This window comes from Chitinophaga qingshengii (genome assembly GCF_014529935.1).
Taxonomy (GTDB): Bacteria; Bacteroidota; Bacteroidia; order Chitinophagales; family Chitinophagaceae; genus Chitinophaga; species Chitinophaga qingshengii.
Window position 1 is genome coordinate 59,962 of sequence record NZ_JACVFC010000002.1, and the last position, 15,341, is coordinate 75,302.

Here is a 15,341-nt window from a genome sequence, read left to right on the forward strand (position 1 = left end):
ATCCCACCGTTATGAAAATGAGAATTTTACTCCTGGTCGGACTGCTGTGCCATACCCTTGGCGCAGGAGCCCAGGAATACACCACCATCATGGACCGTATCCGGGAGGAACTGCTGTCCCAGGTATCCAACACCACTTCGCTGGACAATAACGTGGCTGCCACGCTGGCCACCTTACAGTCCAACGGCTCCTGGCCCGATGTAAGCTATGCCTACAGTGCCACCTCCTATACAGCAGATGTACACATCAACCGGGTGAAAACATTCGCCCAGGCCTATACGAAACCGGCCAGCACCTACTACCATAGTACCAGTCTTTTTGCGGCCATTGTGAGCAGCCTTTCCTACTGGAACACTGCCGACCCCAAAAGCTGGAACTGGTATCACAACGATATCTCCAATCCTCAACGTATCGGTGAAATCCTCATCCTGCTGGAAACAGCGCCGCAAAGCCTGGGTACCCTGCGTAACGCCCTGCTCACCCAAATGAGCCGTGGCAACCCCAGCAAACAAACCGGGGCCAACAAACTGGATGAAGCGACTCACTTTATGTACCGCTCCTGCCTCACCGCCAACGATTCCCTGATGCAGTATAGCGTTCAACAAGTTTTTGAGCCATTGCAGCTCACCACGGCTGAAGGGATACAGCATGACCTGTCCTACCATCAGCACGGTCCCCAGTTGTATTTCTTCGGCTACGGTACAGTACTGGTAGAAGGTGAAACCAAGGTGGCTTATTACCTCCGCGGTACCTCCTACGCCCTCTCCGGCGCATCACTCGATGTCTTCAGCAATTTTGTACGCAACGGTTTCCTGAAAGCCATGCGGGGCAAATACATAGACTATGGTACCAACGGCCGTAGTATCAGCCGGGTAAACGCGCTGTCCGCCGGTGTTACCTCCTTACTGGAAAAACTGAAAATACTGGACCCCGCCAATGTGGCAGAATATGATCAGAACATTGCACGGCTCAATGGTTCCCAGCCGCCAGGATACCAGTTACCTTCCCTGCACAGCCATTTCTGGCGCTCCGACTATACCCTGCATCATCGCAGCGGCTACCTGTTCGGGCTGCACCTGACTTCCACCCGCACCGCCAAACAGGAAAATGGTAACGGGGAAAACCTCAAAGGATATTATCTCTCCGACGGCTCTACCCATATCGCCGCCAGGGGCGACGAATATTACAACATCCCGCCGGTATGGGACTGGAGCCGTATTCCCGGCACTACGGTCCCCTACCTCACCAGCATCCCGCTACGTACTTCCTGGGGCGTTAACTTCGGCACCACCGCGTTTGCCGGCGGCGTGTCTGACTCGCTGTACGGCGTATCCGCCTTGCAGTTCTCCGATTATAATACACAGGCCCGCAAAGCCTGGTTTTTCTTTGATAAAGAAGTGGTTTGCCTCGGCGCGGGGATTAACTCCACCGCAGCGCAACCTATCAACACCACGGTAAATCAGTGCCTGCTCAATGGCGCTGTATCCGCTAAAGTGAACGGTTTCGTCAGCACCATCAGCAACGGCACCTACAGCTACAACAACACCTTAAAATGGATCACCCATAACGGTATCAGCTATTATTTCCCGGCAGGCGGACAGCTACAGCTGAGTATGCAATCACAGTCCGGTACCTGGAAAAGCATCAACAACGGCGGTACCACTACGGTACAAAATATGAATGTGTTTCAGCTGTGGTTTAATCATGGTAATGCGCCGGTCAACGGCAACTATGTATATTACGTATTGCCAGGGCAAGACATGAGCACCTACGACACTGCAGCCGTACGCATAGAACAGAATACGGCGGATATACAGGCGGTATATCATGCAGGGCTAGACATCCGGCAGCTGGTATTTTACCAGGCGGGTACCTTTCAGCAAGACTCCGTTACCATTACAGTAGACCGTCCCTGTGCGCTGTTGCTGCGCGGTATCGGCACCTCCGAAGTAAAAGTATCGGTAGCCGATCCGGCGCAGTCATCCTTACCGGTCAATATTTACCTGGCCTTACCAGGTATTTCGCAAACAAGGCATCTGGCAGCCACCCTGCCTTCCGGCCCCTATGCCGGTGCCACAGCCAGTTATGTTGTTAATAGCAGCACACCGGTATATACTGTGTCTGCTGTTACAGCCATTGCAGATGCCTACGTACGGGGTGGCACCTACAACACCACTAATTACGGTACCGGTACACTCGTATTGAAACAGGATGCCAGCGTGAGTTATACACGCGAGATATTTCTGAAATTTAATGTAAGTACGTTGCCCGCAGGCACCAACCAGGTGAACCTGCGCATGTATGTCAACTACGCCAATACCGGCATCGCCACGGTACCCTGGATCGCCCGGTTTGTCAGCAACGACAGCTGGACTGAATCCGGTATTACCGACAGTAACAAACCCGCCGTGACCAAATCGGTAGACACCATTATGGGTCGCGCCGCCGGTAACTTCGCAGAATGGGACGTAACAGATGTAGCACTGACCGAAAAATCCGGTGATGGTATACTGACGCTGAAACTCGAATCCGGACTGGCAGGCGCTACTACAGACGCTATCTTTATTTCCCGTGAAGGCAGCGACTCTACACAACGTCCCATGCTCGTTTGCAGTAGCAACAATACCAGCTCCCTCGCCATGATGGCGGTAGCAGATAAATCAAACGGGGCAGGTATCACCCTGTCACCCAATCCTGCCCGCGATTTCATTCGCATACAAACAAACACGCCCTGGCAACAGGCAGAACTAAGGGATGCCGCGGGAAAAGTAATTAAGACAGAGAAACTAAATGGCCGGCAACAGTTTGAATTACCCTTGACGAATGTGCAACCCGGCTTGTATTGGTTGGTGTTCAGCGGTCAGGGAAAACAGGTAGTGAAGAAGATAGTGAAGATGTGAAACAGAAAAGGCTGTTCTCAGGGGAACAGCCTTTTTATGATATCCTACAAAAACATTTTCCTGGAGCGGCAAAACTCCGACAAACAGTTTTTCAACGCTTTAAACCGCATGGAATAAACATAATGTGTATCTCCCTTGCGGATATACCTAAGCAGATAAAAAGATCCGTGATAATTATAGAGCATTCCATTGTCATCCTGCTCCAATACCCTGATACCTTCCTGTTCAAAATCGGCGACAATTTTTCCAATATCGGTCTTGAAGCGGCCATTTTTCAACGCATATACGCCGCCGTCAGCCAGCTCCAGTGACCTGTTTCCGTCTTTATCCACTTCTTCCACAGGGTTGTAATGGCTATTGGGATCCTTGCTCGAAAATGCCAGGCTGTCCGTCACCCCAAATTGATAGAAATTACTGCCCCCTGTTGAGAATTCGCGGAGGCGGTAATTGGCAGGCAATGTTACAGAAAGTGCTCCTACGGTGTGATTGACTCCCTTGGTATCACATCCAGGAAAATTATAGGCGTCACGACTAATACCTTTTTTCTCCGCTTTCAGCGAACGGAAGATGGATACCATGGGAAACAGTTCCGCCACTTCCTCCTTATTGGCAGTAGTTATATTAACATATCTATCAGCTACAGATACACTGTTGGTCAGCAGATAACCATCTGCACCTTTCTCCTTCGTATTCCAGGCATAATAAGGATGAGCGCTCAGCCATAGGTCACCTTCCTTCGCCACCGGCCAAAACTCCCTGAGAGACAGTGAATCATTGTTATTATAACCAGCAGTACTGATGGCAAAATCGCTCTCCGGCTCACCGTTTTTGGGAAGAAACTGGTAACTGCCAGGCGCAGACCGTACAATAAAATATTTATCACGGGGCAACTGCAGACTGTATCCATCGAGGTTTACCGCTACTGCATCATTGGCGGCGTCGTTTTTGGGCAGCTGAATGGCCGGAAGTTCTTTTATAGCAGCCATCAGATTGTTATGTACCTGCATTTTGCCCGCCTTTACCTGTTCCAGGAAGGCAGATTCATTGTCGGCTGCCGGTTTACAGATGAGGAAGCCAATGTTGTTATTGTTACCGTAAATAAGCACTTTGAGTTTCCCATCCACGATTTTTGGTGTGACAACCAATTCTTTTTTTCCCGATGTTTTACTATCAAAAGCGTTGGGCTTTAAATCCTGCGTATAAGCGTCATAATACCCGATCTCTCCTGTTGTCTGATCATATGTCAGGTAGTCCAGTGGGGTAAATTCCTGCATCAACACGTCAAAAAACAATGAGGTGACGATGACAGGTTTCGTATGCTCCACCTGCCAATAAGTTTTTTGTGCAGATGAACATAACGGGAACAACAATAGTAATATGGTTAATGGTCTCATGGTTGGTGGGGGGTAGTATTTTTCCTGATTTCAGGATCGTTAAAATAGTCTTCTGATTTGCTGTAAAAAGCTGGCTGTACCTGGTTATAGATAGTCAGCTTTCCATTGCGGCCATCCTGTTTAACACCATTCCTTGTTTCAGTCGCATTGCCGTCCAGCAACTCGTTTTCAATGGTAAGGCGCGCTACGACGCCATTTTTTTTCCAGATATACACGGCGCCGGTATAACTTTTCTCCCGCACTTTCTTTTCAGGTCCCCAGATGGCGCTCAGTTCTTTTCGCAGCGTCACCACATCATTATCAGAAAACACGCCTGCCATCTGCTGGCCTTTGGGACCGTGGTTACCGATGTCAGCAACAAAGATGACTAACCGTCCCTCTTTATCCATCAGTAATTTCGGGTCCCGCAGGGGAACAGACTTAAAATAGATGACCGGCTTAATCGTTTCTTTGCTCCAGTCGATGTTATACCGGGGGCTCACCACGCTGATGATTTGCTCCGGAACTTTTTCACCGTAAAGACCCACGGTGTAATTTTTGTTCTCATCAAAAACGACCGTGTCTGTCCGGATTCCTGCCGTCTTCAGCTGGGGGAATACCGGTGCTGTCAATAACTGAACAGCCTGCAATTGTTGTCCATAAACGTCGGGAATCACTATTCTGCCGGCTAACAACAATGCTGTAATAATAGAAAAACGTATATGCTTCAGGGTATACATTTTTCAAAAGTAAGCAATTTATTTTATCACGGCTTGGCCCAGAACAGGTCAGGATTGTTGGTCACATAAGTTGTATAGGAATTTTTCGCGGGATTTTCTGATTTACTACCTTCCTGGTTAAGCCCACCCAGAGGAACCAATTGTATGTAGTTCACCTGTTTTCCGGCTACTACTGTTTCCGTATTGTATACACTGGCAGCAGTACATTCCATACGATACAGGTTCTTGGCCATATAGGTTTCCAGGTATTTTGCTTTTGTCTGCGAGATCTTCCGGTTCCAGTTAGCGTCAGGGTTCAGGATCAGCTGTTGGCCATTGATAAGCCGCTCCCGTACTTCTTTCGGCCCCAGCAACTCCCCTTTTTCATCCATCACATAAGCATTAAAAGTAGGGTCCATCCAGATCCATTTTTGCGCATCGTTGGAATACACCATATTGATCACATGGCAGTCATCAAACTTCAGCTCTTTAGGCATACAGGTCAGAAAGCGGGATTTAAAGCCCATGGCCAGGTAACATTCGTTTAATACGGTACCCATCATACGACAATTAACCGCACGTCCTTCCTGTTTGCAGATACCAATAATATCGATGGCATTCTTGATAGCGGGGTTATTGGTATTGCCATCATGCCGGATAATGTTGTGTACCCATTGCATCAGGTTAATCATCCGGGAAATCTCATTGCCGCTGCCGGCAACAGAATCGAGTTTAAACTCCTCCCGGATACGCTTCAACGCCGGATCATCGGGCGATTGATAGGTAAAGGCCGGGAACGCCCGTTTGTCTGCGAAGTTGTACTTTTTTGCCTGCTTCAGCATCTCCAGGCGGGGAAGTTGAAAACTCACCCGGATAAGCGCCGAATCCTTATCATTCAACAGGATATAAAAATCCTGCGGCTTGTCCGGTTTCACCTTGATAACTATAGAATCCATATCCGTATAAAAAACTACTTTTTTGGCAGAAGTGGTATAAATATCCGGCTTAGTCGCCGGTTCAACAGTCCCGGCATTTTTGTAGAAATTGGGGCCGTCCTTGACACTCACAGTTTTGGAAGTAGCGCGAATCACAGGAAGCTGGTGTTGGGCTGATACAGGGATCGTCCATCCTGCTAAAAGGAGGAGTACAGGTAATGCTTTCATGTTTAGATAGATTTAATGACTAACATATGATGCATACCAAAGACGACCGGGAACGGAAAATGTTGCAGGATGATTACATTATAACGATTACTCGATTAATTTATGACAGAAAAATATTACTGTAACAACGGGACAATCTCTTTCCCGATCAGCTCAATGGAATGCATCAGTTTATCATGTGGCAGGTTAGCATTATCCATTTGAAAAGTAAACCGGGATATACCACCCAGTGCTTCGCTATGACGTTTAATCTTTTCGGCCACCTCCTGCGGACTGCCCACCAGCAAAGCGCCAGTCGGCCCGTTCTGTGCATCAAACTGGCCACGGGTAACAGGTCCCCAACCCCGCTCTTTACCAATACGGGTGAACACCTCGGCATAACCCGGAAAAAATTCATCCCTGGCCTGCTGCGATGTAGCAGCGACGTAACCCAACGAATGCAGTCCCACTTTCAGCCTATCTTCCGCATGACCAGCCTTCCTGCCAGCTTCCCGATAGAGGTCCACCAGGGGACGGAAACGATGCGTTTCGCCGCCAATGACAGCCACCATCAACGGAAGCCCTAACAAACCTGCTCTGACAAATGATTGCGGTGTGCCACCCACACCTACCCACACCGGCAACGGTTCCTGTACCGGCCTCGGATAAATAGCCGCATGTTGCAACGGCGCCCTGAACTTACCGCTCCACTCCACCCGTTCTTCATTCCTGATCTTCAGCAACAAGTCCAGCTTCTCGGTGAATAACGCATCGTAGTCGTCCAGGTTATAACCAAAAAGCGGAAAGGCTTCAATAAACGATCCACGGCCTACCACCATTTCCGCCCTGCCTTTGGAAATAATATCCAGCGTGGCAAAGCTCTGAAACACCCGTACCGGATCAGCGGCACTTAATACCGTTACCGCACTGGTGAGCCGGATGTTTTTAGTCCTGGCCGCCGCTGCCGCCAATATCAGCGTGGAAGCGGAATCCAGGAATTCCCGGCGATGATGTTCACCCAACCCGAATACAGCCAGGCCTGCCTGGTCCGCCAGGTCAATACGCGCCAGCAGGTTATCCATTTCCTGCATATCAGCGGCCGCATCATGGCCGCCACTTTGTGATTTGGTGGCTGCAAAACTGTCGATACCTATTTCCATAGTTCATGGTTTTTAATGATGGTAGATTTTTTGTGCATCCTTCGGAAGCTGTTGTACATGCATCACATAAGCCCTTACTTCTTTGTCCCATTCTTCCGGATAACTGTAACCTGATTCCGAGGCAACGAATGCCGCGGCATCCCTGAACAGGTCCATAGCCACGTACACCGACTCCCGGATAGCAGGCAGCGCTGCAACCGGATAAGTAGCCAGCAAACGGGCATACATTTCCGGTTCCAGGTAACGTTGATAGAATTTCCCCATCTTACCCGGGTTCACGGCAAATTCATGTTGGCAGCCAATATACCAATGCAGCATTTGCATTAACGCGCCACGGATTACCTGGTTCATCAATTCCTGCACCAGGATGACTTCCTCCCGCCATAGTCCCTTCGCCAATCCCGCATTGGTATACCAGAATTCGTTACAGCAGTCCGTGAAAGCACGTTCGGAGGGCTTTCTCACAATATAGCTGTCGTCGCTGGCAAGCGGCAATGGATGGTCTTTAAACAATCCCGCTTTATCCCAGATGATCTTACAAAGACTATCGGATGTAAAATGGGCTAATTTATCCAACGGCACCATCATCAGGTCAATGCGGTTACCATCCTTAAGCTGCATCAGGTAAGAGAAGGCTCCTTCCAGGTCGGGGTCAGGCGGATACAATTCCATGTCTTCCGGCAGCTGCATGATCATCCTCTCCCCGAAAACATCCACCCAGCGGTGGTCCCGCAGGAAAGGGGCTATGGTTTCCACTACATAGATGATATCATAATCCTGGAATATATCGGGCTTTACGTTGGGATTGGAGCGTGAGCCGTCTTGCAATACAGCCAGTATGCGGGAGTCTTTTTTTGCTACATCCAGTATCAAAGCCATCATCGTTTCCTCATTTCTGCTCATCATATCGTCAGAAGTTTAGGCTAATGTAGCAATAATTCTTCAGGGAACCGGCTAGCGGGTTAGTCCCCGGGCGGTGACCAGCAGCAGTATCAGGGCGTAGTCGGATAAGAGTTCATTGCTGAGCAGGCGCATGGCTTTGCTCATGTGTTTTTCCACCATGCTGACGGAGACTTTTAACCTGGCGGCAATTTCCCGGTGAGAGAGTCCTTGTTCCCGGTGCAACAGGTACACCTCCCGGCAGGCGTCTGGCAGCCGGTTTTCCTTCCCTGTCAATATCGAAAAAGACCAGCAGTATACTGGTGCCTGTCCGATAGCCCGGGTACCTTTCACGCAACAACGGTAACGAATACACGAAATACATCTGCCGGCACGGTAAAATTACGTCTGGTGCAGCTTTGTCCGGATGCGGACTCTGTCAATCTGCGCCTCGGTACCCAACTGCTGAGAGGCATACAAAACCTGCCGTACCGCAGCGTTTCCGGTTACGTGGAATATCCGCTGGCTGCTGACAGCACATTGAAACTACGGTTATTCAATGCCCGCGACACGCTGAACACCATCGCCCGGGCGGATTTACCGGTTACACCCGGACAGGTATACCTGTTGATTCTCCGGAACTACAGCAAAAATCACCAGTACAAGGATTATACAGGCCAGCTGGTCAATGTTATTCCCAGTGGAGTAATAATAAACGAGGGACCGGCTTTGAAGCCGGTCCCTCGTTGTACAAGAATAAGTTATGCTTTATTGAGCAACCAGGAATACCTTCGTGGATACACGGGAACCATCCCGCCATACAAAAGTATAGTAACCCATTTTCAACCCGGTCAGGTTAACCTGTGTTTTGGATTCCCCAGCTCCGGTTGTTAATGTTTTCACCACATTTCCCATCATGTCCAGGATCTGTACATTCGCCGGTCCTGCTGATACCGGGTGCTCCAGCCAAATAGCACCTATTGCCGGATTCGGATAAACGGATATGTTCTCCTCCGGCGCAGGCGTTGCAGGTTGAATAAAAGTAAAGCCGTTCAATATCAGTTGACGGTCTTTTTTATTGACCTGTACCAAGCCACTGGCGCCGGCTCCTACGATGGCTATCATCGTAGAATCGTTCATCACATTAAAAGTCCTGGCAGGCATGCCACCGAAAGTTACGCCAGTCGCACCGCTTAAACCTCGTCCCCTTATCCGTACAGTGGCTCCTTCCATGGCCTCAACAGGCGAGAACTCAAAAATGGCCGGCGGCAGGTATTCAAATATAGGCCCGGATAACGGTGCTCCATTTTTGAACCGGAGGCTCACAGGTCCGGTTTCTCCTGCGCCAACAATAGCGTTGATTTCATGATCTGAAATGATATGGAAAGCTGTAGCCGGCATATTTCCAAAGTATACTGCGGTTACTTCACCAAGATTGTCTCCCCATATAATAACATTGGTACCTTCTGTTCCGGACGGAGGCCACACCTTGCCAATGGCTGGTGTAACGGGTAAATACACAAATCCTGGTAAAGACAGCGTTCTATCATTCATAACAATCTTTACATTACCGCTCGCGCCTTCTCCTACAGTAGCCGTAATCACGCTATCCGAGAGCACCTGGAAGTTAAGTGCAGGTGAAGTACCGAAACTAACCTGCACCACATTGGCAAAGTTATGCCCCCTGATAGTAATACTGGTACCTGTTTTTCCTTCTGCCGGATAAAAACCGGTCATTACCGGAGACTGTATAAACGTAAATCCAGGCATTGCTGTTTTCCCTGTACGGGTTGTTATGCTAACGGCTCCTGTAGCCCCGTTTCCGATCGTAGCATTAATCACGCTATCGGAAGCAACCTGGAAAGAGGCCGCCGGCACATCCCCAAAAGAAACAGCTGTAACGTCAGTAAAATTGTTCCCATAAATCTTCACGGAAATACCCGTTTGGGCTGATTTCGGAAGAAAATCGCCGATATAGGGTGCTGGCACAGGCCTCTTAAAAATAAAACCCTCTAAAGCGGTGGTGCCGCCCTTAGTGCTGACCTGCACTGCTCCGCTTTCCCCCAGCCCTACTACAGCAACCATCTCATTTTCGGAGACTATCTGCCAGGAGGCAGCGGCAACACCTCCAAAGCTTACCGCAGTTACATCTTTCAGGTTATTGCCACGAATAGTTATCGTAGCTCCCTGCTCTGCTGTAACCGGATTAAATGAAAAGATAACCGGTGGTTTTATTACCTGGAAAGTACCCATCGTGTCTGCACCTACGGCATTCACTACCCGGACCAAACCAGTACTACCTCCTCCTACAACAGCATGAATAATACTGTCAGACAGTATTGTAAAGGATGCAGCAGCAGTACCGCCGAAACTAACAGAAGTAGTATTACTGAAACCGGTACCTCTTATTGTAACAACTGTACCGGATGTTCCTTCCTGTGGATCAAACGCTTTTATCCTGGGAGATGCCGCCGGTAAAGGACGGTAAATGAATCCATCGAGTAATGCGATGCCATTGGGCGTAGTAACCTGTACTACACCGGAAGTGCCATTGCCCGGAACAGCAGTGATTATCGCATCGGAAACTACCACGAAGGAACTGGCGGGAGTTCCTCCGAAAGAGACGTTGGTGGCGCCATTGAAGTTAATCCCCGTTATAGTCACCTGTTGTCCGGGTGTGTAGATAGCAGGTGAAAACGATAATATGGAAGGTGCCAGGTAAGTAAATCCACCCAAGGTATCAGCACCGCTGCCGGTCATTACGACTACGTTACCAGTAGCTCCTTTTCCCACCCTGGCGGTAATAACAGTATCTGCAACAACAGTAAAAACACTGGCAGGGACACCACCAAAAGAAACGGTAGTGGCGCCGGTAAACCCGGTACCGGTAATCGTTACATCAGTACCTTCAATTCCTCCCGCAGGTGTAAATGCGCTGACTTCAGGGACGGGTTGCAGGTACGTAAATGACTTATAGGAGATTGTTCCATCCGGTGTTGTTACCACCACTTCACCAGTGCTACCATTACCTACAGTTGCCGTCATCACCGTATCTGACACTACTGTCAAAGCAGTCGCGGGCACGCTGCCAAAGCTAACGGCAGTAGCCCCGGTAAAATGTTTACCATAAATAGTTACTACAGTGCCGGCAGTACCTTTTCCAGGAGTAATAGAATCAATGACAGGGGCTTGTGCGGCACCTGCCAGATTCAGGAAAACAGCCAGATTGCTCCCTACAGGCCACCCGGCATTTGCCATCACAATATCCTGTTTCCCGTCGCCATTAATATCTCCGGAATGGATGTCATAGACCATCGCGCCGGAAATCAGGTCCACTTTAGCCGCCAGCGCAATATTGCCGGGGCTGCTGTTATTTTCGAATAGACTGATCGATTTCCCATCTCTGTTATACACTACCACTTCCGGTTTTCCATCGCCGTTAAGATCATTCATCAACACCCCTTCTGACCGTTCTCCGGCGGTCATCTTCATCATCGTTCCGAAAGTAATCTTACCATCAGTGGTGGTGTTAGGGTAAATGGAGACAGTTCTTTCTCCTCGGTTGGCAGAAAGCATTTCTGGTCTTCCATCACTGTCAACATCTCCTACAAATACCCCATCAGACCAGGTTCCGGCATCATACGTGATGTCATGCGCAAACTGTATGTCACCCGGTTTACTTTTGTTTAATAACACCGACAGGTAGCTAGATGACACATTGGACTGCACGAGGTCTGGTTTCCCGTCCCCGTCAAGGTCGCCCACGGCTAGCTTCGCCGGGCTATTGCCTGCATTAAAGTCAGACCTGATAAAGGCAAGATAACCAGGTGCACTGATGCTGCGCAGCACACAAACACGGTAACCCAGGTCACTGTTGACGGCAATGTCTACACGGCCATCATTGTCAAAGTCTGCGACTACAACACCGGAAGCCCGGCTATCTACTTCAACGTCAACTACTGGTTCAAAAGCAATATGACCCTGTGTGCTGATATTTCTGAATACGCAAATTTTTCCTCCTCCATAAACAGAGACTATAATATCCAGCTTACCATCGCCGTCAATATCTCCGGTTTGAATGTTCCGGATACTGAACTTATCTTCTTGCAATGTAACCGGTGTCTCGAAGGTGATGTTTTTACCACTGCTGGTGTTTCTGCATACTTCCACCTGTGTACCTCCTCCTGAGGATATCAGGTCAACCAGACCATCACCGTCAATATCTGCCAATGATACATACAGTATCTCTTTGGGCGCCGGCAGGTCTATGCGGGGAGAAAAAGAAGCAGCTGTAATGTTGCCTCCATTGCTGAAAGCGGTGCTGAATTGTTTGGTAGAGATAGCGGTGAGCCCGTTCGTGGTGACGGTAACATACCGGTAGCTGGCGCCTGACGGCACTACTACACTGAGACTATTTGCAGTGGCTGAGGACACGTGGGCTTTAACAGGACCAAAGTACACAACGTTATTGGATGCCACCGGATCGAAGTGCTGGCCTGTAATAACAACTGTAGCGCCAACAGGAGCGACGAGCGGTGACACATTGGTAATAACCGGCGCCACCACGTACCCGAATCCATCTACAGAGGCAATCCCCCTGTTGGTGGTGACGGTTATTTTTCCAGCGTTACCAGTCCCCACCACAGCGGTAATCACTGAATCGGAAACTACGGTAAAACTGCTGGCTGCTACCCCTCCCAGCGTAACACCTGTGGCGCCTGTAAAAGAATCTCCTTTGATAGTAACCGTCGCTGCGAAACTTCCTGTTACAGGATAAAACCGGTTGATGACAGGTATACCGATGAACTTAAATCCGCTGAGGGTAGCAGAACCTCGTGGGGTCGTCAACGTTACATCTCCCGAGACAGTATTTCCTACTACAGCTTTGATAGTTGTATCATTCACTACCTGGAATGAAAGCACATTTACGCCTCCCAATGTAATACTGGTAGCAGTATTGATAAACGCTCCATGTATAGCGATGGTATCTCCGGCCGCAGCGGCTTTAGGAATAATCCGGTATAAGGAAGGAGGTGGAATAAAAGTAAAACCAGCTATGCTGGCTTTGTTGGCGGCTAAACCTGTTACAACGATCGTTCCGGACGCACCTTTACCCACAGTAGCCTGTATCTTGTCGTCTGCCAGCACCTGAAATGCGGTAACCGGAACATCGCCAATGGTGATCTGATTTACAGTAGACAAATAACGACCGGTAATGGTGATGATATCCCCTTCCCCGGCACTGGCCGGATTAAATGCCGACAGCTCCGGCGGTGGTATATAGATAAAGCCGGTAGCATTACCGGTACCTAACGGACCGGTGACTTGTATACCACCGCTGGTAGTGGCGGGTACTACTGCCGTTATTATTGAATCTGACAAAATCTTAAATGAAGTAGCCTCTTTCCCTCCCAGCTGCACACTGGAAACACCTGCGAAACCGCTTCCGCGGAGAGTGATAGTACTCCCCAGGCTAGCGGTATCCGGCCTGAAACTATCGACCTTAGGCGGTCCCGTAAGATTCTGAACCTGCACAACGTTCACCATATTTTGCCCGAAAGACGCCAAAATCAGCTCCGGGTGACCATCCCCGTTTATATCGGCAACATTAAGCCCATAACTGAATTCGTTGATCAGGTGTTTTGTCAACGACTGCTGGTCCAGGGTACCTGCAACTGCTTTATTTTTAAAGACAGCCACCGTCGACGAATTATAATTACCTACACAGATATCCGGTTTTCCGTCTCCATCAATATCTCCTATGGCTATTGTGTTAGGTCCATCCCCTGACACGTAATCAATCTTGTTTTCAAACGAGGCTGCAGTCAAACCGCCCGGAGTGGCCTTGTTTCGGAAAACCGACACGGTACCTCCCTTTGTATTGGCCACCACGAGGTCCGGCCGCTGATCGCCATCAATATCGCCCGCAACTACAAACTGCGGCCCGTTACCGGTAGGTATATCTATCGGCGCGGAAAAAGCGGGTTGACCGGATGTCGTGATATTTCTAATAATAGAGAGACCGTTAAGCCCCGGAGCAACAGTAATAACATCCTGTTTTCCATCCCCGTCCAGGTCAGCAACTGCAATGCTTTGTATCAGGTCATTCATACTGCCGGATGAGGTAATCCGATAGGGGCCGGCAAAAGAACCTTGTGTGATAGGGCCTTTGGTGATTGTATTCATCAGTATGCCCAGTTGCCCGTAACCAATGGCAAAAAGAATATCCGGTCGGCCATCAGCATCAATATCACCAATTTCCACCGCATAACTGATGTTAAAATAAGATGCCTTTTGTGTAAAGACGATATTACCGATGGTGGAGTTATTTTCAAAAACAACCAGTTTACCACCGTTGATATTGATGGCTACCAGGTCCAGCTTTCCATCACCATTCAAATCACTCAGGGCCACATTAACGGTATTATAACGATCACCGGCAGCTATATCTATGTGCGGGGCAAAACTATTATCATTAATGCTCCCGTTAACAGCAGTGTTCCGCAATACAGATACGGTACCATCATAATAATTGGCAGAAACAATATCCGGTTTACCATCCCCGTCCAGGTCTCCTACCGCCATTTTCGACGGACCTCCTCCCGTGGAAAAATAAGTTCCCGGGCCTGGTACCTGCTTAATCAGGGCATTCTCACCGGTTATACCGGGATATGTTGGTAAAAACGGTTGTGCGGAGTATCCCGTTAAACCAGTGCTGGTGTTCAAAACACTCACCGGCGCATAGGTGGCGCCAGCCGGTACCATTACCGTAAGATTATTGGAACTGGTACTGACAACGGCTGCTTTCACCGCGCCGAAATACACCACATTATCTGTTCCGAAATTATTTCCCTGAAGGGTAACTACCTCTCCCGGAGAGGCTGATCGGGGAATAACAGCACTAATGCTTGTTTGAGCTAACACAGGTAAGGTAAACAGTAGGGGCAATAAAGTAAATATATACCTTAGTTTACTGTGCGCAGATTCCTGGCACGAACGATTCATATTACTTTTTATTGTAAATGTAATATATTTTTATTTACACAATATATTATTATTCAAATATTATATTTTATTTCAATTAATATAAACTCAAGGGAGCAGTCGGTAATGTATGTCTGTATAATGTTATTTTTCTTTGATTGTTTATCCCTATAAAATTTTGAAT

Annotated in this window: 8 protein-coding genes; 1 reads left to right on the forward strand and 7 read right to left on the reverse strand. The window is 48.8% G+C overall.

Annotation, left to right across the window (positions count from 1 at the left end; genetic code table 11):
- Window positions 1-11 precede the first annotated feature (11 nt).
- Complete coding sequence (locus ICL07_RS15605; RefSeq protein WP_188088961.1) at window positions 12-2,900, forward strand: polysaccharide lyase family 8 super-sandwich domain-containing protein; 2,889 nt, start codon at window positions 12-14, stop codon at window positions 2,898-2,900.
- A gap of 44 nt (window positions 2,901-2,944) precedes the next feature.
- Here ICL07_RS15605 and ICL07_RS15610 read toward each other — a convergent pair whose 3' ends face one another.
- The 7 genes from ICL07_RS15610 to ICL07_RS15640 form a co-directional block, all read right to left on the reverse strand.
- Window positions 2,945-4,225, reverse strand: coding sequence for a hypothetical protein (locus tag ICL07_RS15610; RefSeq protein ID WP_188088962.1), 1,281 nt, complete (start codon window positions 4,223-4,225; stop codon window positions 2,945-2,947).
- Window positions 4,226-4,290: 65 nt separating this feature from the next.
- Window positions 4,291-5,013, reverse strand: coding sequence for a hypothetical protein (locus ICL07_RS15615; protein ID WP_188088963.1), 723 nt, complete (start codon window positions 5,011-5,013; stop codon window positions 4,291-4,293).
- A 26-nt stretch (window positions 5,014-5,039) separates the two neighbouring features.
- Window positions 5,040-6,155 (reverse strand): transglutaminase-like domain-containing protein, encoded by a 1,116-nt coding sequence (locus tag ICL07_RS15620; protein WP_223151946.1) that lies wholly within the window; start codon window positions 6,153-6,155, stop codon window positions 5,040-5,042.
- Between the two features lie 116 nt (window positions 6,156-6,271).
- On the reverse strand, window positions 6,272-7,294 hold the full coding sequence (locus ICL07_RS15625; RefSeq protein ID WP_188088964.1) for an LLM class flavin-dependent oxidoreductase: 1,023 nt from the start codon (window positions 7,292-7,294) through the stop codon (window positions 6,272-6,274).
- Window positions 7,295-7,306: 12 nt separating this feature from the next.
- On the reverse strand, window positions 7,307-8,200 hold the full coding sequence (locus ICL07_RS15630; protein WP_188088965.1) for an aminoglycoside 6-adenylyltransferase: 894 nt from the start codon (window positions 8,198-8,200) through the stop codon (window positions 7,307-7,309).
- A 48-nt stretch (window positions 8,201-8,248) separates the two neighbouring features.
- Window positions 8,249-8,527 carry a sigma factor-like helix-turn-helix DNA-binding protein gene (locus ICL07_RS32445; RefSeq protein ID WP_223151948.1) on the reverse strand — a complete coding sequence of 93 codons (279 nt, stop codon included), beginning with the start codon at window positions 8,525-8,527 and terminating at the stop codon, window positions 8,249-8,251.
- A 414-nt stretch (window positions 8,528-8,941) separates the two neighbouring features.
- Complete coding sequence (locus tag ICL07_RS15640) at window positions 8,942-15,097, reverse strand: IPT/TIG domain-containing protein (protein WP_188088966.1); 6,156 nt, start codon at window positions 15,095-15,097, stop codon at window positions 8,942-8,944.
- Window positions 15,098-15,341: the final 244 nt, after the last annotated feature.

Bases quoted from the DNA above. Each gene is read 5' to 3' on its own strand.
- ICL07_RS15605 (WP_188088961.1), top strand. From the start codon at position 12: ATGAAAATGAGAATTTTACTCCTGGTCGGACTGCTGTGCCATACCCTT.
- ICL07_RS15615 (WP_188088963.1), bottom strand. From the start codon at position 5,013: ATGTATACCCTGAAGCATATACGTTTTTCTATTATTACAGCATTGTTG.
- ICL07_RS15620 (WP_223151946.1), bottom strand. From the start codon at position 6,155: ATGAAAGCATTACCTGTACTCCTCCTTTTAGCAGGATGGACGATCCCT.
- ICL07_RS15625 (WP_188088964.1), bottom strand. From the start codon at position 7,294: ATGGAAATAGGTATCGACAGTTTTGCAGCCACCAAATCACAAAGTGGC.
- ICL07_RS15630 (WP_188088965.1), bottom strand. From the start codon at position 8,200: ATGATGAGCAGAAATGAGGAAACGATGATGGCTTTGATACTGGATGTA.